Here is a 19,930-nt window from a genome sequence, read left to right as displayed (position 1 = left end):
CGGCAAATAAGCAGATGTTTCGTGTATATATGCTCTTTAGAAAACCGAGTACCGCATCTCTTTCTTGTGTGGAAACTGCACACAAGAAAGGTCGATCCTTTTCGTGGTACACACAATCTGAAAGCGGTATTTTATAACTCCCTTCAAGATCCACAGTGTGTTCATGCTATGGAACGGAAGGGCCAGAAGACGGTCGCTGCGTACTCGATATATCCGAACAATGCGGTGTGCATTGCGATGTATAGAGGCAACCAAACAAAATCCGGTTGCGCCCCGCATTCTTGGCTGCATATAACGCCTGATCGCTGGCCGCTAGAATCTCTTCTGCCGTACGCAGTCCAAGATGAGGCGAGTAGAGGGTTGCGCCCATGCTGCAGTTCACCTGCAACACTCCGGAGTTGGCTTGCAGCTTCATGCCGGTGACTGCGGCATGAAAGTTCCTTACTCTGTCTGCTTCAATTTCTTTGGCCGATTGACTGATTACAACAAGAAACTCTTCTCCCCCGTAGCGGCCCAGCCCATCGTAGGAACGGACCGCGCTCTGCATGCGCTGCGCCAACTGCGACAATGCCTGATCGCCGACAAGATGGCCGTGAAGATCGTTGACTTCCTTGAAGTGATCAACATCCACAAGCACCGCGTACAGGATGCGGTCTTCTCGCTGCGCCCGCTCCATTTCGCGCTGCAGCAAATGCAGGATTGCCGGACGGTTCAGCAGACCTGTCAAAGCATCATGCGTAGCGCGGTGCTCCAGTTCCACTTGGCTGGCACGCAGTTCTGCAGTACGCTCCCTGACCAATGCTTCCAACTGGACATTTTGTCTGCGAATGCGCATCTGACGCAGTCTGTCCGCCCATACAAACAACCCGGCCACAATACCAGCACACAGCAGAATAAACCAGCTTCTGCGCCACCATGGAGGAAGAATAAAAAAGGAGAGTTGGGCAGGCGAAGAACAGTTTTGACGATCCATACTGCAGACCTGAGCCTCCAGCATATATGCGCCAGGAGACAGATGCGCATACGAAAGGACTCTATCCGATTGTTCGCTCCAATCCGTTTGTGCACCATCCAGCCGCACGCGATAGATCAGGTTTTTCTGCGCAGCCGTTGCCGAGGTTGCCATGCTAAATTCAAGTGGATCGCCGGACCATGGCAAACGGGCATCTCCACGTAGGCTCATGGGGCTGTTTCCCTGCAGAAAAGCCACAATGGAGATCTGCATTGTGGTTGGATGAAAGAGATCTTCCGGATGCAACAGGTGAGCGATTCCGCCACTGGTTCCAATCCAGATGGAACCATCCTCGGCCTCTTGAAGAACGCCTTGATTAATGTCTTCCCAGATCAGTCCATCCAGCGTAGTCAAATGACGCCAGCTCTTCCCATTCCACACGACCAATCCCTGATCGGTACCCAACCAGAGCCAGCCACGCCGATCCACCAGAATTGCTAGAGGAGTTACATCATGCAATGCATCGGGAAGAGGGATCTGAATTGCTCGAAAGCCAGCGCCGTCGCGCTGCAATCGCCATGTTCCAGTTTGTGGCCCGGCTACCCAGAGGTCTCCATCGCTCGCACAACTCAGAGCCATCAACCGGGTCATGAAGCGCGGAAGCCCTGTAACGCTTGCCCGGCTCCATCGCTGATGACTCACGCGGAGGATGCGGTCGTTTCCTAGAAACCACGTGGCACCATCGCGTGTTGAACATCCGCCTTCCACCATATGAAAGTCGCCAAGCAGTTGCCTGACCTCTGCCACGGGCTGCGGCATTGAGCTGCTGGAGGCATTGGCCGGACGCTGATAGATACCCTGCTCCGTGGCCAGATAGAGATTCCCATCAGAATCGCGAATCCCCTTGCGGATGAAGCCAGGAAGCACCCCCAAAAACTCCGCCTTGCCCGTGTAGGAATCAATGCGAAGAACCTTGCCGGGCAGTGTGGCCACCAGCAGCGAACCATCGCCACTAGATTCGATCACGTTGGGAATGCCGTAGGGCCAGACCGCAGCATAGCCAAAGGATTGAGCCCGGTTGGTGTGAGGATCTATCCCGACCAGACCGCCTTCCGTGCCCACCAGAATCCGGCCTGTTGCAAAAGCGTGCATGGACCACACCGAAGGCGAGGGCAGTCCCTGATGCACCGTCCATGCTTCCCATTGTCCATGGCCTGGCCAGCGCAAAATCCCATCGCCACGGCTGGCAATCCAGATGGCTCCCGTACTCTCCGTAGCCAGGCCCATGATTGCGCTGGGAATTGTCAGGCCATTTTCACGACCAATGATTTGCCAGTGTTCATGCTCCCAAACAGCAAGTCCACGATGCACAGGAACCAGAAGATTGCCTGCAGCATCTTCAACCATCGGCACATGCCCTTCCATTTCGGCTGGATTGTCATCCACGATGTGGCGATCCACAAAGCTTGTTGCCCCGGGAGCCAGAGCAGCTACATGATGCAGGCCCGCCATCCAGATTGTGCCCGCATGGTCGCGGTATGCCTGTCGCCACCAGTCCTTCGCAAGCCCTTTGCCGGCATCCCACACCTGCAGTGGAATGTCGGAGGCAATGGGGAATTGCCGTGCTGGAAAAGAGAACATGCGCGATCCGTGTTCGCTACCTACCCACAGGCTGGCCGGCGAACCCGCAAAGAATGCCACGCTGGAAAGCTGCAGCAACTCTGGATGCGCGGCCTCCAGCGCTGCGGAAAAAGCCGGAACAACTGATTGTGCCGCACCTCTTTGATCGAGCGTAATGCGCAACAGGCGATGGCCGTCGATGACAAGAAGGTGATCGTGGTCTTCACTGGCCAGATGAAATTTTGTGCTGGGAAGAATCGGGCGATTGGCTACAGGAAGAAATCTTTCTCCCTCCCAGAAGTAGAGATTGTCCTGTGTAACAACCCATATGCGCCCCCACGCATCGGCATAGAGGTCAACAATAGCGACGGTGGCCAGTCCATGCTCCTGGCCCAGTCGCTCAAACGACTCTTCACTGTAGCGATAAACGCCATTCTCCGTGCCTGCCCAGAGAAACCCATTGTTGTCTACGACAATGGGCCCGACGGCCAGATTGCCTAATCCTTCGTTCTGCTGAAACGAACGAAAGACGTATTGTTGCGCGCAAAGTTGTGCACTGCATAGGACGGAGAACAGTGCAAGGCCCCTGACCAGCGCCTTCAGATGACTTCTGGTCCGCATGAGTTAGATCCCCCATGCAGCGCAACGGCCAGCAGCTGCGAACCGATCAGTATAGCCAGAAAAAAACTATTCCTGTGCAATTGCAGGGGAAACATGGCATCAAGAGAACATAGATTTCCGCAAATGGATTCTTTGCCTGCGCTCGGGCAAGGCTTAGATGAAGTTCGTTGGATCCTGTGCCTTGCTAAAAAACGCGAAAGATCCTGGAGTAAAAACCTCCCTCGCGCAGAGCTTAAAATCTTCTTTGCTCCAGGCCTCTCTCGTATTCCTGCTGGAAGTGCTTCTTTAAATACCTGTAAGTACCAAAGTTGTACGAGCAAATTCTGGCCGGAAAAAGAAAATTAAGTCTCACGGCTTGGAGCAAGGATGCTTTATACGTTTTCTTGGACTTTCGGCGTACTTTATCCAGAGTTATTTTCTACCTTCTTCTAAGAGCTAGCTACATTGCCGAATGTTTTATCTTACAGCCACATAATTGATTCCATGCCGATTGAAATGGTTTTCCAGAAAGCTATTATAGAATTCTGACTGTCGACATACTCTGTGCCCAGGGGCAAGGGGGAAAGTCAACTTTCTGGAGATATGGGAAAGCGATTACTGGCACACAAATTCCTGCTTGAGCAAAAGATCTGCTTCGCTGTATTTGGGACAGAATACGCACTGAAAAATAGACATCTACATCTGATCTTTTAACGTAACTCTGCCGATATGTTTGTGAGAACGAAACGAAATACTGGATCTCCTCAATATGACGATCAACCTGCTTCATCGACTGAATGTGGCACAAAAGATGGTGCTGACTTTTGGTACTGCCTGTGTGCTGAGCGCTGTGCTAGGGGCGGTAGCGCTGGCCAGTCTTTCTCGGATTAATCACACAACGAACGATATCGACTCCAACTGGCTGCCCGCCGTGGCCGACCTTTCGCGCATACGTATCATGCTGGGCGATGCGCGCCGCCAGGAGTTCAACGCCATCTTGTGTAGCGATACAGTCTGCCTGCAACGCTTTGTCAATGCCCGCCAGAAGCAACTGGATGAGTTACACACTGCCCGGGACAAATATCAACTCATTGCATCTGAATACGGCACCGACGAGAGTCGCGCGCTCGACAGTGAGTTTGATCAGGAACTGGCCAACTACATGCCACGCAGCGAAGAGGTCATGCAGCTTGTAAGCGAGGGCAAGCACGACGAAGCTGTTCTGCAGATGCGCAACATCAGCGGTCCGGCCTTTGACAAGCTGGTTGCCGTGGCGGAAGCCGACATTCTGTTGCACCAGAGCGGAGCCGCGGCAGCAACGCAAAAAGCCGAAGTCATTTACAACAATGTACGTAACTTCTGCGTCATTTTGATTCTCTGCATTGTGGGTGCCTGCGCACTCATCGGCCGCCTGCTGGCCATGGCGATCTCTGTGCCGTTGCGAAAAGCCTCTGAGGTGCTCTCGCGCGTGGCGGAAAAGGATCTGACCCGCAACGTGGATCTGGACTCAAAGGACGAGCTGGGCGCGATGGCAAATTCGGTAAACACTACGATCCATGCCATCAACTCCGTGCTGTTGACCGTGACCGAAAACGCCGACTCTCTGGCCCAGGCCTCGGGTGGTCTGCAACAGAATGCCAACGTCTCCTCGCAAAACGCACAGGAGCTCTCCAATCAGGTACAGCACGTAGCTGCTGCCAGCCAGGAGATGAGTTCGACGATCTGCGAGATTTCACAGAACGCAGAACGCGCCGCCGAAGCCAGCCGCAGCGCCTTCAAGGGTGCGGAGCAGGGTGGCAAGGTCATGGATGAAACCGCCTTGACGATGAACCGGATCGCCGAGTCGAATCAGGCCGTCAGCGAACGCATCATGGTGCTGGGTGAGCAGACCCGCGCTATCGACAAGGTGATTACCGTCATTCGCGAAATCAGCGAACAGACCAACCTGCTGGCGCTCAACGCCGCCATTGAAGCTGCCCGCGCTGGTGAACACGGCCGCGGATTTGCCGTGGTAGCCGGCGAAGTACGCCGCCTGGCCGAGCGCACCACCAACTCGGCGGGCGAAATTGCCGGCATGATCGAGAGCATCCAGAAAGAAACCAGCGATGTAGTCAATATGGTGGAAGAAGGACGCTCCGACGTGGAACATGGCATTGCGCGCATGTCTGAAGCGCGCAGCGCCATCGACGCCATCGTCAATCTAGCAGAAAACACCGAAAACATGGTGACGATGATCGCCGCCGCTGCGCAGCAGCAGAGCTCGGCCAGCAGCGAAGTCAGCCAGACGATCTCCTCGATTGCCGGCATCGCCAACGATACGGCACACTCCTCCGACCAGACCGCCAGCGCCTGCAAGCAACTGGCAGACTTGGCCAACAACCTCGATCATCTTGTCGGCGAGTTCAAGCTGAATCGCAGGTAGAAACCTCCACTGCCAAAGCAAACGCGGCAGCCTTCGGGCTGCCGCGTTTGCTTTGGTGAGACTACATGAATGTTCTCAGCCAGGACACGTTTCCTCTGATTTTCTCTAGCCGAGCAGCGAGTCAACGAAGGCCTCGGGCGAAAACTCCAAAAGATCATTCATCTGCTCACCCACGCCAACAAAGCGTACCGGCAGATTCATCTCCTTGGCGATGGCCACGGCAATGCCGCCCTTGGCGGTGCCGTCCAGCTTGGTGAGCACAATACCGGTGACGCCAGCGGCCTGGGTAAACTGGCGGGCCTGCTGCAGACCGTTCTGGCCGGTAGTTGCGTCCATCACCAGCAACACCTCGTGGGGTGCGCCTGGAATCAGCTTCTCGGCCGTGCGGCGCATCTTGTCCAGCTCGTCCATCAAGCCGCTTTTGGTGTGCAGGCGGCCAGCAGTGTCCACATAAAGCTCGTCGATCTGCTTGGCCTTGGCCGAGGAGACAGCGTCATAGAGCACGGCAGCCGGGTCGCCGCCCTGTTTGGTTTTGATCATCTCAACCCCGGCACGCTGGGCCCAGACCTCAAGCTGCTCAATGGCGGCAGCCCGGAAGGTATCGGCGGCGCACAACAGAACGCTGCGCCCCTGAGCACGCTGCCAGGCAGCTAGCTTGCCGCTGGTGGTGGTTTTTCCGGTGCCGTTCACACCCACCAGAAAAGTGACGCGGGGTGGAGCGTCGGGCGTAACCAGCGGCTTTTGCGGCGCGGTCAGAATGGCCAGCAGCTGCTCGCGCAGAAGGGTGCGCAGCTCAGCGCCGCCCTCGATGGCCTGACGTTTGGCGCGCTCGCGCAAGGCTTCCAGAATTGCGTTGGTGGTCTGAAAGCCAAGATCGCTGGTCAACAGAGCCGTTTCCAGCTCCTCCAGATCCTGCTCGCTGACCGTACGGGTCATGGCCACCAGCGTTTCAACACGCTCCGAGAGCGACTCGCGGGTGCGCGTGACGGCCTGCTTCATGCGCTCGAAAAGCCCGAGCCGGGGCTGTTCTCCGGTGGACTGTACGGTTGAAGCAACGGTTTCAGATGTTTCGTGCGGAGCGGCAGCAGAGGCCGCAGGGTCTTTTTTCTTACCGAAGAAGATCATGAGTGCTATCCAACCTTCAGTGTATTGCACCGGGCACAAAGTATGCGGCTCCGCCCGCGCTTTTCCCGCTTCACCGCTTTGCACACTCCACAGACTGACCTTTGTTGCAGCCGAAACACCCTTGGATGAATTCTTCAGAGGCTCAAACCGAGTTGGTCTTGCCACCCGCCTTCCATCTCGTTCCGGGAAGTCTCTCCCACTCTCCAAAAACTCTTTGCCGAAAATAATCTCCATCTGTGGCAAAGTTTGCTCAGGTAATCAGAGAACATGTGTGGCCTCCTCGAACGGCCGGGGCGCAGATACGGCGACATTGCACTTCCGGCCGTTCGATTTTTCTCCAGGATCTTTCTTCTGGCCCGCCACACTGAGCGCCTCCCTTCTTCTGCGGCCTTCACCCCCACCCTCCTTTTTGCGAACGTCCGATGAAGCGTACGTGATTTTCACCTCCGTGTAACAGGCGCGACGCCAACCATCAATACTGCATCAACAGCGGGGAAAAACCAGGCAAACTTTTCGCGCGGTATTCACTTTCGTTTGACACTCCTCTCACCAACGCCAGACGATACTGCGGGGGTGATGATCCAGACAGAGCCTGCTTATCCTGCGCCGATGCCCACCCCTGCCGTGCCGCTGGCAGAAGTCTCCTGTTCTCACCTGCCCTCCCTGCTTGCGCCTGCAGTCAGGCCGCGCATCCATGCTGAAGTGGGCCGCTACCGGCTACGTCTGGCCGAAACAGCGGAAGACCGCGAAGCCGTCTGCAGACTGCGCTTCAAGGTCTTCAACATCGAACTGGGCGAGGGGCTTGAAAGCAGCTACCAGACCGGCCTGGACACCGACGAATTCGACTCCTGCTGCGAGCATCTGATTGTTGAAGACAAGGAAAACCACCGCGCCGTCGGCACCTATCGCATGCAATCGGGCACAACCGCAGGCCGCAATCACGGCTATTATTCTGCCCGCGAGTTCTGCTTTACCCCCTACGAGCCGCTGCGCCCTGAAGTGCTGGAACTGGGCCGCGCCTCGATTGACCGCGAGCATCGCACCCCGGAAGTACTGACCTTGTTGTGGAGGGGCATCGCACAGTATGCTACCGACAAGGGATTGCGCTATCTGATTGGCTGCTCTTCTCTGAACTCCAAGAACCCCTCTGAAGGCTTGGCCATGTACGACCAGTTGGGGGTTTACCGGTGCTCTCCGGAGTTCGAGACCGAGACCACGACAGAGTTCGCCTGTCCTACCGAGCACGTAGACCTGGTGACACAGAACGCCGGTCCTGAAGAGAGTCAGCCGTTGGCGAACGAAAACCAGAGCACAGTGAAGGTCCCCAAGCTTTTAAAGACCTATCTGACCATAGGTGCGCGCATTGCAGCGCCGCCCGCCTGGGATCGCGAGTTCGGCACCATCGACTTTCTTACCCTGCTCGATCTGCGGCAGATTTCGCCATCGGCGCGGAACCGCTTCCTGGCACCATTGACTCAGTGATCTTTTTTCGTCGCCTGTGGCGCGCTGTGGCGCTGGCGATAGCTCTCGGCTGGTGCATGATTCGCTTTGGGCTGAAGCGGCTTACTGGTCCGGTCAGCCTGAAGTGGCGCGCCCGCTGGGTGCAGCAGGCCTCCAGGCACATTCTTTCCAGCATGGGCATTCATATCCATGTGCAGGGTACACCGGGCGTGCGTGGTCTGGTGGTGGCCAACCACCTCAGCTATCTAGACATTCTGGTGCTCTCGGCTGCCACGCCCTGCTTTTTTGTGGCCAAGGTCGAGATTGGCGGCTGGCCTTTCTTCGGTCGGGCGGCACGCATGGGCGGCACCATTTTTGTGGATCGTGGAAATCTGAAAAGCGCCATCTCGGTAGCCCGGCAGATGACCGAGCGCATGCAACTGCCCCTCGATATTCCAGTACTGATGTTCCCGGAAGGCACCAGCAGCGACGGCAAGCAGGTATTGCGTTTTCACTCGCGGCTGATTGACCCGGCCGTAGTGTTGGGCGTGCCGATCACCACGGCAGCCATCCGCTACGTGATTGGCGACGGAACACCCGAGATCGAGCTTTGCTGGTACGACGATATGACCTTCGTCATCCACCTGTGGAAGGTGCTGGGCGTAGCTGACTTCTGGGCCGACGTCCGCTTTGGTTCCACTCAGATTTATCAAGACCGTCGCCAAGCAGCCGACGCCACCCACAACGAAATTGTGGCCTTGCGGGCCGCCAGTGCCTCGGAGAGCGTTGCCGAACTCAAGTAGCAATCGATTTGCATTGTCTGCAAGCAGAGTCGGCGACCAACCCAGCCCTGCCTTTCTTCTTTATTTCAAATCAGGGTTGGCTGCACGCCACTCGGGCGCGTAAGGTAAAGAACAACAATTTTTAACTGTAAATACCCGCACGGAGAGACGGATGACAATCCCGGATCTGCCCCGCCGCCTGTTCTCGCTGGATGTTCTGCGTGGACTGACGATTGCTTTCATGATCATGGTGAACAACAACGGCGGCAGCGAGGCCTGGGCTCCCATGCACCATGCCGTGTGGAATGGCATGACCGCAACCGATCTTGTTTTTCCCACCTTTTTGTTCGTCGTAGGCGTCTCGATCGTCTTTGCTTATCAGGCACGACTTGCCCGGGGCGAAGCGCCACTCAAGCTGGCCCGTCACACCCTGCAGCGAGCCGTTCTGCTCTCTTTTTTCGGCATTCTAGTAAACACCTTCCCCTCTTTTGAGATGGATCATCTGCGCTTTTATGGCGTACTGCAGCGCATTGCTCTCTGCTATCTGCTAGTGAGCCTGTTTTACCTCTTCGATCGCCGCCTGTGGACCAAGATCATCGCCCTGGCCGTCTCGCTGCTGGGCTACTGGGCACTGATGACGCTGGTTCCCGTGCCCGGCGCGGGCCTGCCCGGTCGTGACGTCAAACTGCTCGACAAGGATCAGAATATTGTTGCCTGGGTGGATCGCCAGTTGATGCCCGGCCACCTTTACGAGAGCTGGAACGACCACAACACGCGCGATCCTGAAGGCCTGCTGAGCACATTGCCAGCCCTCGGCACCACGCTGCTGGGCCTGCTGACCGCGCTCTGGCTGCGCTCGGAGCGCGAGGCCCGCCGCAAAGCACTGGGCCTGCTGGCTGGCTCCGTCGCCTGCCTCGCCCTTGGCTACCTCTGGTCCCTCTGGTTCCCACTGAACAAAAAACTCTGGACCAGTTCTTATGTGCTGGTGGCCGCCGGCTATGCGCTCGGGATCTTCGCCCTCATCTACTGGGTGCTGGACGTCAAACTCTTGTGCCGTGAAGGACGTGCGCGCTGGCTGGTCTGGCCGTGGCTCGTCTTCGGCTCTAATGCCATTGCCGCCTACCTCATCAGCGAACTCGGCATGAACATTTTGGGCGAGACCCGCTGGATGGATACCCCCGGCCACGACATCAACACCTACACCTGGTACAACCAGCACGTGACCGGCTGGATCACCAACCCCGGCTGGCACGCCTTCAGCTTTTCCTTCTCCACCATGTTGCTCTGCTTCCTGCCTGTCTGCTGGATGTACCGGAAGAAAATTTTCTGGAAGATATGAAGAGCAGCTCTCAGCTCTCTGCCGTTAGCTGTTAAAGCTCTACGCCCAGGCACGCGATTAGCCACTCTACGCAGGCAGCCTCGCCCTCGATCTCCGTAACAAGAGGCGCGGTCTTCAGTCCGTGCAAAGCGTCGGTCAACACGCCCAGCCGGGCGGCGTCCTTTTCCGTGGTCAGCAGCGTGGCCTTGTGCTTGGCGGCAAGCGTGGCCAGGGCGGCTCCGTCGCTCTCCGTGTAGCAATGGTGATCCGCATAGGCCCGGTGAACGGCAAGTTGTACACCGGCCTGCACCAGACCAGAGAAAAACTGCTCCGGACGGGCAATGCCACAGAAGGCCACCACCGGCCCTTTGATTGCCGGAACCTGCATGCGGCGGCGAATGCGCCAGATTGGCCCCTGCCAGCCGCGAGAGCGCAGAGCCGCAGCCGTCTCTGGTTCCTCGACGGGAATCACCAGCACACTGGCACGATGAAGGGCAGAAAGCGGCTCACGCAGATTGCCGGCCGGCAGCAGCGAGTCGGCCAGATCGCGCCCACTCACCAGAAGAAGATCCACGGCCCGATGCAACTGCCGGTGCTGGAAGCCATCGTCCAGCAGGTGAATTTTTTTCTGGTTCTGGTCGAGTTCCGCAAGCAATCCAGCCTCGTAGCGCTGCCCCGCCACAAAAACCGGCGCTGCGGTAGCGCGAGCAATCAGCAAAGGCTCGTCGCCAAACTCCTCAGCCGGTCCCTGCGCGTCCACCTGTACCGCTGCCGTGCTCTTGCGACCATAGCCACGGGAAAGCACATCCACGGCCACGCCCTGCTTTTGCAGGGCGCGCACCAGAGCAATGGCCAGCGGTGTCTTCCCTGCTCCGCCCGCCGACAAATTGCCAATGCTGACAACCGGCCAGTCAAGCTGGCGCACCGGCTCCCATCCGCGCCGCAGACGGAATTCGCGCAGCCTAACCGCCAGCCGGTAGAGCGGCACCAGCGGCCAGAGTAGCGGACGGAAGCTCACTGCGCGGCTCCCACAGCTTCTCTGGCTGGCTCAACAGCAGTTTGCTCCTTGGGCAGCAGAGTGGCAATCGCGTCGATAGTGCGGCCCGTAGCTCCGGACTGCGCATCAAACACGGCGCGGGCGCGTTTGCCCATGGCCTCCGCTGAACTGCGATGATGCAGCAGGTCCGTAAGGGTAGAGGAAAAATCCTCCCGCGTGGTAATGCGCAGCGCATGATGGGAGCGCAGTTCCTCGGTAATGGCGCGGAAGTTCTGGTAATTTGGCCCCATCACAATAGGCACGGCAAATTGCGCAGGCTCCAGCGGATTGTGACCACCGGCCGGAATCAAGCTGCCGCCCACAAAGGCAATGGTGGCCAGTGAATACACCGAGGCCAGTTCGCCAATCGTATCCAGCAGCACGACCTCGCCACCCTCCAGCGTCTGCAACTCTTCGAGCGGCTTGCCCTTCCAGGCCGAACGCCGCACCCAGCGCTGCCCCGAACGCTCCAGCATGGCCGCCACGGCCTCAAAACGCTCCGGATGGCGGGGGGCAATCACCTTAATCATGCGGCTGTGCACGCGGCAGAGCGGCTCCATGGCCTTTAGAAATGCCTCTTCCTCACCCTCCAGCGTGCTGCCAGCCACAATAAAGCGCGGTCGTGGGGCCAGCGCCCGCAACTGGCGGGTAGCCTCTGCCTCGCTCGCAGCGCGCACGTCAAACTTCAGATTGCCACCGACCATAACCCGCTCCGCAGTGCAGCCAATCGCGCACAAACGCTCGGCATCCACAGGACTTTGCGCCAGCACCGCGCTCAGGCGGCTCAAAAACGGCTTCCACAACGCGCTCAGCTTGCGATAGCGCGGCCAGCTGCGGTCGCTGATGCGGGCATTCACCACCGCCACGGGAACGCCTCGGCGAAAACAGGCCGAAAGCAGGTTGGGCCAGAACTCGGTTTCAGCCAGAATCAGCAGGCTCGGCTGCAGGCGATCAAGCCACGCCCGCACGGCCCACGGCAGGTCCAGCGGGCAATAAAAGACACGCTCCGCGCCAAACATTTTGGCAGCCAGATCCTGCCCCGTGCGGGTGGTCGTGGAAATGGCGATAAAGTGCTCAGGGAAAAGGGCTTCCAGATCGCGAATGAGGCGGCTGACAGCCAGCACTTCACCCACCGAAACCGCATGCAGCCACAGAAGCGGCCGCCCGTTGCGCCCTGTAAGTTCCCGAGTAAAGCCCAGCCGCTCGCCCATACCCCGGCGATATTTGTGGGTGGTGGCCATCTTCCATAGCCACCAGGGAGCGCTCACCACAAGCGCCAGGCCGAGAGCGAGATTGTAAAAAAAGAGGATTATTCCTGACATAAAGTGGGGCGTTATGAATCCAGTCCCATAGAAGATGATACAGGGGAGGGCGATGCGGCGGTGAGTCTCATTGGCGATTCGAGAGAACAGAGGTCAGAGAACTAGCTGAAAGCTGGGAGCTTGGAGCTGGAAGCTATGGTTCCCAGCTCCGGCTTTAGGAGCTGGGAACCATAGCTGCTTCAAAACTGCTGGCAGGCAAGATCGCTGCGCATGGCCATCAAAATAGTGCGTGCAGCTTCATTTTCGTTGTCGTGTGAGCACAGCATCAGGTCATACAAGTGCATATTGCACCAGTTTTTGCCGTAAAACTGCTGCAGATAGCGGGCCCGCTCACCATCCACGGTACGAATGCGCTGCTCAATGTTCGAGCCCTTTTCCAGACGCTCGGTCAGCCGTGCAATCCGCTCCTTGAGCGGCGAATAGATAAAGCCATGAAAAACGTCGGGTTTGTGCTGCAACACGCACTGCGAACCACGGCCCACAATCACGCAGTTGCCATCCTTCCAGGCCTGTTCGATGATCTTCTGGCTGATCTTGACCATCTCCTCGGCATCGAAGACGGAATTGGCGGCCAACTCGATACCCGCAGCCAGTGCCGCACCACGCATGGCCTGCTGATTCAGCCGGCTCAGCCACGACGCCACATGCTCATCGTAGCGGCCCACTATTTTGGCGTCTACATGGGCCTCGTAGGCGATGGCATCAATGATGTCTCGATCCAGCAGCTTCCAGCCCAACCGCTCAGCCACCTGCTGGGCAATACGCCCACCTCCACTGCCGAACTCGCGGTTGACAGTAAGCACACGATACTTCATCCGAAGCCTCCCTTCCCTGCAAACGAGGATGAACGTTTCAACTTACTGCGTTTACCTAACAACTGGCAAGTTACCTGCATCACACAACATGCCTCAACGTCCCGCGGTGCGGTTCAATTCGGCCTCAGCCACCAGCTGATCCACTTCGGTTTGGAAGAGCACGGCCTGAGCTTCAGCCAGCGCCGCCTCGGCCTCCTGAAGCGCGGATGGATTGGCGGTAGCCGCCGCCACCTGATTGGCCACGATGCGCCGCATCTCGGAACGCGCTGCCACGCTTTCACGCGCGGCCTCCAGTCCAGTTGCGGTTCGCTGCAGCTTGCGCGCCTCTTTCTGCACGTCCACACGCGCCCGATTGCGTGCCGCATCCAGATTCACTGCGGCCTCGGCCCGCTCATTCACGCGCTCCTTTACCATGCCGGTGCGCTTGCCAAACTCCGAGAGCGTCCACTTCACCTCAACGCCGATGGTTCCATTGTTTTCCGCCAGCAGCGGCACACCCGACTGGTAAACGTACTGCCCCACGGCACTCACGTCAGGAATAAACTCGGCCCGCGCCGCCGCCACCGCATTGCGCGATTTGTCCAACAGCGCGCGCGCCGCCAGCACGTCAGGATTATGCTCCACAGCCTCGGTTTCCAGATCGGCCACACTGACGGGCGCAGTCTCCAGCTTCGGTTCTTCAAGCTGCAGCGTTGTGTCCAGCGGCAAACCCAGTAGATTGTCGAACTCCACCTGCAGATCGGCCATCGCGTCATTGAGCTCGCCCAACTGATGCTTTGCCTCGGCCAGTTGCGCCTTGCCCTCCAGTTCTTTCAGCTCTAGTACCGTGCCGGTTTCCACGCCATGATGCGCCTCTTCCAGCTTGGCCTCACCGGCGGCAATGTGCAGTTCGGCAGCCTGCTTCTTCTTCTCGGTGGCCAGCAGGTTCAGGTAGAGTTCGCGCACCTGCAGGCCCACTTCGTCCTCGGCCTTGCGCACATCGGCACGTGACTCGGCGGCGTCCGCCTTGGCCACCCCCACTCCCGCATGAATTTTGTAGAGCTGCGAGATGGGTTGCGCCAGAATCGCGGTATCCAGAAGGAAGTTACGGTTGCCGAGGTCGATCTTGATGTCCTTGCCCGGCACCGCGCCTGTGCCCGAATACACACCTAACGCACCCATGGGAATGGTCAGCGACTCGGTGCGTCCGGCATGGGTGGCCTCACCAATGGTCGAGAGTTGCGGAAAATAATTAGCCCTTGCCTGCGTAACTTCAGCCTGCGCGGCCCTGGCCTTGAAGCGTGCCATGCGCACCGTGGGGTTGTTTTGCGCGGCCTGCTCCAGCGCTTCATCAAGCGTGAGCTTGCGCGCTTCAGCCTGTGCGCTCATCGCAGCCACAGCAAAGAGCAGCACTCCCGCCAGCGCCGCGCTCGGTCTGGCTTTACCCCAGCGTTTATGCGCCTCCACGAACAGCACCGGAATCACCACCAGCGTGAAGAACATGGACCCCAACAGGCCAAAGGCGATCACACTGGCCAGCGGCGACCACAAACTGGAGCGTGACAGAATCATCGGCGTTACACCCACCGCCGCGGCCATCGAGGTTAAAAAGATGGGCCGCAGACGGCGCTCGCCCGCCTCCAGCGCGGCCTGCTCAATGTCCACGCCCTCGTTCATGCGCACATGAATGTAGTCGATCAGGATGATCGAATTGCGCACCACCAGACCTCCCAAACTTACGATGCCGATGAAGGCCGTAAAGCCAAAATTGTTGCCTGTAAGCAGCAGTCCCAACGCCGCGCCGGGCAGTGCCAGAGGAAATGCCGTCATCACAATCAGCGGATCGATGAACGAACGGAACTGGAAAAGCAGGATCAGGAAGATCAGCACCAGACTGACCAGCAACGCCTGCTGCAATTCGCCAAAGGTCTCCTTTTGGTTCTCATACTCCCCGCCATACTCAATGCGATAGCCCGGTGGCAGCTGCAGTTTGTCGGTCTGTTTACGAATGTCGTCAAGAATCTGGCTGGCCAGCCTTCCGTCGGAGGGAAAGGCACGCACCGTCAGCGTGCGCACGCCGTTGCGCCGCACAATGCGACCCGGCTGCCAGCCAGGCGCAAGCGTGGCCACGGCAGAGAGCGGCACACGCACACCACTGACCGGCGACATCACATACGTGTCAGCCACATCCTGCGTGCTCTGCCGGTTTGGTTCGTCAAGGCGCAGCGCCACATCCACGGCGCGGTCGCCTTCCCAGAGCTGCGTGATGGGCGCGCCCTCAAACATGCCGCCCAACTGCTGCGCCACGCCCGCATCGGTCAGACCCATGCGGTTGGCCACCTCTTCGCGCAGATTCACTTTCAACTGCCACTCGTCTTCATGCCAGTCGGTGTGAATGTAGGTTGCGCCTTTGGTGTGACGCAGTGTGTCCTCCACCTGATCGCCCAGCGCACGCAGTTGCTGCGCATCGTCGCCCACAATGCGCACCTCCACCGGAGCCTCCATTACCTGCCCCTGCTGCAACTCCTTCACAAAGATGCGCGCTCCGGGGGCAAGCTCGGGCAAACGCTGGCGCAGGCTCTCCACCAGCTCCGGCGTCCCCTTCACCTTGCGCGTATTCACCAAGATCTGCGCATAGTTTGTCGCAGGTGGCTGGGGGTTCACGTTGTAGTAGAAGCGGGGCGCGCTGAAGCCCAAAAAACTGGCCTCGTCCCGCACCAGAGGCTCGCTGCGCAACTCGCTTTCAATGCGCTTAACCACCGCATCGGTCGCTTCAATCTTGGCGCCCTCCGGCAGCCATACGTCCATCACGAACTGATTGCGCTCGGCTAGCGGAAAGAACTGCTGCGGCACCAGCTGCAACAGCAACACGCCCAGCACAAAGATCGCCACGCCGCCCACGAGTACTGTTTTTTTGTTGCGCATGGCGTGCGTGATGGCGCGGTTATAAAGCAACTGCATTTTTTCCAGCGGAGAAAATTTCGGCTGCGTCGATGCGCCTCCATTGGCATGGTCCAGCAGGCCCTGACGGATGAAAAAGCGCGCCGTCAGCGGCGTAAGCGTCATGGCCACCACGTAGGATGTGCCCAGCGCAATGGCCACGGCAATCGGCAGTGCGCGAATGAACTCGCCCACCGCGCCTGAGAGCATGAGCATGGGTGCAAAGCTGGCAATGATGGTCAGCGTCGCTGTCAACACTGGAATAGCCATCTCGGTGGCGCAGCGCCACGAGGCCTCTTCGCGTGGCAGCTTGCGATCCAGCAGTTCCACGTAGTTGTCGGCTATCACGATGGCGTCGTCCACCACCATGCCCAGCACCGTAATCAACGCCGCAATCGAAACCTGCTGCAACTCCACGCCGCACACATTCAGCAGTGCAAAGGTGGTGGATACCGTGACCGGAATCGCCACTGCCGAGACCAGCGCCACGCGCATCGGCAGCAGCAGCATAGTCACCAGAATCACCGAAAGAATGGCGATGCCAAACTCACGGAAGAAGTCCAGCACCCGCTCGCTGACCACCTTCGGCTGATCGGCCACCAGATCCAGCGTCACTCCCGGCGGCAGTTGGGTTCGCAACTCATCGAGCACCTTGTTCAGATCGCGGCCAAAGAAGACAATGTTGTTGCCCTCGTGCATTTCCACCGAAAGCAGGATCGTCTGCTCGCCCGAAATGCGCGCGTACTGCGTAGGGTCAGCGTAGACGCGGCTCACCGTAGCCAGATCGCCCACATGCACCGGCTGGCCACCCGGCGGCACATCCACCATCGCCTGCCGGATCTCATCCTCGGTCTTCATCTGCCCGGTGGATTCAATGGGGACCTTGTTCTGACCAGTCGGCACGCCGCCGCCATAATCAATCGTGTTGCGCCCCGCGAGCGCCTGCACCACATGCTGCGGATTCACCCCATACTGCGCCAGTCGCTCGCTGGACGTGGCAATCTCGATGCGCTCCTGCTGATCGCCAATGCGACGGATCTTCGACACCGCCTCAATGGTGCGCAACCGCGCCTCCACCGTCTTCGCGTAGTCGGTCAACTCGCGCGGCCCATAGCCCGGGCCGTGAATCGCAATCAGCACGGCAACCGTATCGCCAAAGTCGGAGTCCACCATGGGCCCACGCACCTCGGCTGGCAGTCCGGTCTGCTTGAGCTGCGCCATGTCCAGCCGCAGCTTGGACCAGAACTCATCCGCATCTGTCACGGACTTGTTCAGTTCCACATTCACAACCACGATGCCGTTGCGCGAAGTGGAAAATGTCTTTGCGCGGCGCACTTCCTCAAACTTGAAGAGCCGCTCCTCAATCTTGCGGGTTACGCGGTCTTCCACCTGCTCAGCGGTGGCGCCGGGATAGACCGCAATCACCAGTCCGGTGTGAATCGTAATCTTTGGATCTTCGCGGCGCGGCATGGTGACGAGCGCCCAGACGCCGGCCAAAAACAGCATGACGGCCAGCACCAGCGTCACCTGCGGGTAGCGCAGGGATGCGCGCACCGGATTCATCGCGCGCCTCCCACAATTTTGGCAATCGATCCCTCGCGCACATTCTGCTCTCCGGCAATCACCACCTGCTCCTGTGGCTGCAATCCGCTCTTGATCTCGACCTCATTGCCGATGGGCAACCCCAACTCCACGCGACGGCCATAGACGCGGCCTCGGCTAGCGTCGAGCACATAGACCAGCGAAACACCATGCGCATCACGCACAATCGCATCGCCCGGCAGCGTGAGCGCATTCACTTGCTGGTCGCTCAGAATGCGTGCCTCGGCCACCATTCCCGCCTTCAACACATGCTCATGATTGGGCACCGCGATCTTCACGGTATACGTGCGTGCCGCCGGATCTGCCGCCACACCCACCGCCTCCACCTTGCCCTCGAACTGCCGCCCGTCGAGCGAAGGAATCGTGACGATGGCGCGGCCGCCCAGCTTCACCTTGCCGATCTGCGACTCGGGAATGCCCACCTGCACCTTCACCGGCTCCAGATCAAGCACCGAGAAGACCGGCGCACCCGCTGCCACCGTGTTGCCCACCTCAACTTTCTTCATCCCCACAAAGCCGGCAATGGGGGCTAGCAGCCGCGTGTCAGCAAGGCGCTTCTTCGCTTCATGCTCCTGCGCCGTCGCAGCTCGCGCCTGCCCGGTGGCCGACTCCTTGTCTTCCACGCGCGTGCCCTGCTTCGCCATTTCATAGCGCTGTTCCGCAGCCTTGAACGAAGCCTCCACCTTGTTGAAGTCGTTGGCCGGCAGGCTCTGATGTTCGTACAGAAACTTCATGCGCTTGTATTGGTCAAGCTGCTGCGTGTAGTCAATGCGTGCCTGCTCCAGCTCCTGCGCACGCAGACCAACCTGCGCCTTGCGATCCACGGCCTGCGCTGCCTGCGCCTGCCCGGTGGCCGCATCAAAGGCGTTCTTGTAATCGGCCGCGTCCAGCTCCGCCAACACCTGCCCCTGCCGCACGGCCTGCCCCTCTTCCACGAGCACGCGCGCCACACGGCCTGCCTGCTGAAAAGCGCAGAGCGAGGTCACGTTGGCCTCGACTTCGCCGCTAGCCACAACCGCAGCAGGCTCATGCACCTGCTGCGGCACACGCACCTGCACTGGAACCGGCTCATCGGCAGCATTCTTCGCCTTCGGCCCGCAACCCGCCACCGGGAGCATAAACGACAAAAGCGCTGCCAACGGCAGCGCCACACGCAGACTCAAAGCAGGGTCTGCACCCCTATTCGGCCGAAAAAAAACAAGGACAGACAAGAAACCCATCATGATCCACCTATCCAACTTGACAAAACAAGAATGACACTTCATTCTAAATTTCGCAAGGGGAGTATCATCTTTCGGGAGAGAACTCCAACCATGGTTTATCGTAAAACTGCCGCTACCGAAGCACGCAAAGACGCACGCCGCAAACTCTTACTCGACGCCGCCACCCGCATGTTCGGCGACTACGGATACCATGGTGCCACAGTTCCCATGATTGTGGCCGAGGCCAATAGCTCTGTCGGCAGTTTTTACATGCACTTCAGGAACAAGGAAGACATCTTTGCCGCCGTGCTGGTGGGCTTGGGCGAACGCATCTCCGACCTGCTCCGCGAAGTACGCACCACGCAGTCCGATCCGGTCAAACGTATCAGTCAGGCCGTGGAATCCCTCTTCCTCTTCCTCGCCGAAAACCCCCGCGAAGCACGCATTGTGATCGTAGAGTCATCAGGCCTGAGTGCGCGGCTCGAAAAGATCCGCCGTACCATTCTGCAGGCTCAGGCCGAGCAGACCCGCCACACCATCTCCAGCGCGCCCGACGTCTTTTTTGTTTACGACGCACTGGTGGCCGCGCGCTGTCTGGTGGGAGCCGTCTATGAAGCACTGTGCAGCTGGCTCGAACAGCCTGAAGCGCAGCGCCTGCCGGTACACGACGTAGCCCGCTACGTGGCCGACTACAACACCCGCGCCCTGCTTAAGCGCTAGCTGAAAATAAGCCAGCTTTCGCAGGTCTCGCCTTGGGGAACTGCGAAAGCTACAA

At 58.8% G+C, this 19,930-nt stretch carries 13 protein-coding genes; 6 read left to right on the top strand and 7 right to left on the bottom strand.

Annotation, left to right across the window (positions count from 1 at the left end; all coding sequences use genetic code 11):
• Positions 1-166 precede the first annotated feature (166 nt).
• Positions 167-3,193, bottom strand: coding sequence for a diguanylate cyclase (locus tag ACOBR2_RS05180; protein WP_420238988.1), 3,027 nt, complete (start codon positions 3,191-3,193; stop codon positions 167-169).
• A 93-nt stretch (positions 3,194-3,286) separates the two neighbouring features.
• On the opposite strand from ACOBR2_RS05180, the gene ACOBR2_RS05175 reads away from it, so the two are divergent.
• Positions 3,287-3,538, top strand: coding sequence for a hypothetical protein (locus ACOBR2_RS05175; protein WP_420238987.1), 252 nt, complete (start codon positions 3,287-3,289; stop codon positions 3,536-3,538).
• Between the two features lie 403 nt (positions 3,539-3,941).
• Positions 3,942-5,594 carry a methyl-accepting chemotaxis protein gene (locus ACOBR2_RS05170; protein ID WP_420238986.1) on the top strand — a complete coding sequence of 551 codons (1,653 nt, stop codon included), beginning with the start codon at positions 3,942-3,944 and terminating at the stop codon, positions 5,592-5,594.
• A 105-nt stretch (positions 5,595-5,699) separates the two neighbouring features.
• On the opposite strand, the gene ftsY is transcribed toward ACOBR2_RS05170, so the two are convergent.
• Entirely contained in the window at positions 5,700-6,719 is a 1,020-nt protein-coding gene (gene ftsY / locus ACOBR2_RS05165) for a signal recognition particle-docking protein FtsY (RefSeq protein ID WP_420238985.1), read from the bottom strand.
• Positions 6,720-7,295: 576 nt separating this feature from the next.
• Between ftsY and ACOBR2_RS05160 the strand changes: the two genes are divergently transcribed.
• The 3 genes from ACOBR2_RS05160 to ACOBR2_RS05150 all read left to right on the top strand — a co-directional run bounded on the left by ACOBR2_RS05160 (position 7,296) and on the right by ACOBR2_RS05150 (position 10,280).
• Positions 7,296-8,201 carry a GNAT family N-acetyltransferase gene (locus ACOBR2_RS05160; RefSeq protein ID WP_420239978.1) on the top strand — a complete coding sequence of 302 codons (906 nt, stop codon included), beginning with the start codon at positions 7,296-7,298 and terminating at the stop codon, positions 8,199-8,201.
• Entirely contained in the window at positions 8,198-8,962 is a 765-nt protein-coding gene (locus ACOBR2_RS05155) for a lysophospholipid acyltransferase family protein (protein ID WP_420238984.1), read from the top strand. The genes ACOBR2_RS05160 and ACOBR2_RS05155 overlap by 4 nt, the downstream gene beginning before the upstream one ends.
• A 151-nt stretch (positions 8,963-9,113) precedes the next feature.
• Complete coding sequence (locus ACOBR2_RS05150) at positions 9,114-10,280, top strand: acyltransferase family protein (protein ID WP_420238983.1); 1,167 nt, start codon at positions 9,114-9,116, stop codon at positions 10,278-10,280.
• Positions 10,281-10,311: 31 nt separating this feature from the next.
• On the opposite strand, the gene lpxK is transcribed toward ACOBR2_RS05150, so the two are convergent.
• The 5 genes from lpxK to ACOBR2_RS05125 all read right to left on the bottom strand — a co-directional run bounded on the left by lpxK (position 10,312) and on the right by ACOBR2_RS05125 (position 19,071).
• The gene (gene lpxK / locus ACOBR2_RS05145) at positions 10,312-11,277 is read right to left on the bottom strand and encodes a tetraacyldisaccharide 4'-kinase (RefSeq protein ID WP_420238982.1); all 966 of its coding nucleotides are present in this window, start codon (positions 11,275-11,277) and stop codon (positions 10,312-10,314) included.
• Positions 11,274-12,617: a 3-deoxy-D-manno-octulosonic acid transferase gene (locus ACOBR2_RS05140; protein ID WP_420238981.1), complete on the bottom strand. Its 1,344-nt coding sequence runs from the start codon at positions 12,615-12,617 to the stop codon at positions 11,274-11,276. The genes lpxK and ACOBR2_RS05140 overlap by 4 nt, the downstream gene beginning before the upstream one ends.
• Before the next feature lie 179 nt (positions 12,618-12,796).
• Entirely contained in the window at positions 12,797-13,432 is a 636-nt protein-coding gene (locus tag ACOBR2_RS05135) for an AAA family ATPase (RefSeq protein WP_420238980.1), read from the bottom strand.
• 93 nt (positions 13,433-13,525) lie between these two features.
• The gene (locus ACOBR2_RS05130; protein ID WP_420238979.1) at positions 13,526-17,914 is read right to left on the bottom strand and encodes an efflux RND transporter permease subunit; all 4,389 of its coding nucleotides are present in this window, start codon (positions 17,912-17,914) and stop codon (positions 13,526-13,528) included.
• The gene (locus tag ACOBR2_RS05125; protein ID WP_420239977.1) at positions 17,911-19,071 is read right to left on the bottom strand and encodes an efflux RND transporter periplasmic adaptor subunit; all 1,161 of its coding nucleotides are present in this window, start codon (positions 19,069-19,071) and stop codon (positions 17,911-17,913) included. Before ACOBR2_RS05125 ends, ACOBR2_RS05130 begins: the two co-directional genes overlap by 4 nt.
• A 195-nt stretch (positions 19,072-19,266) precedes the next feature.
• On the opposite strand from ACOBR2_RS05125, the gene ACOBR2_RS05120 reads away from it, so the two are divergent.
• Entirely contained in the window at positions 19,267-19,875 is a 609-nt protein-coding gene (locus ACOBR2_RS05120) for a TetR/AcrR family transcriptional regulator (RefSeq protein WP_420238978.1), read from the top strand.
• Positions 19,876-19,930: the final 55 nt, after the last annotated feature.

Origin of the sequence: Telmatobacter bradus (genome assembly GCF_048629425.1) — a bacterium.
GTDB lineage: Bacteria > Acidobacteriota > Terriglobia > Terriglobales > Acidobacteriaceae > Telmatobacter > Telmatobacter bradus.
This window is presented reverse-complemented; position numbering and strand designations above follow the sequence as displayed.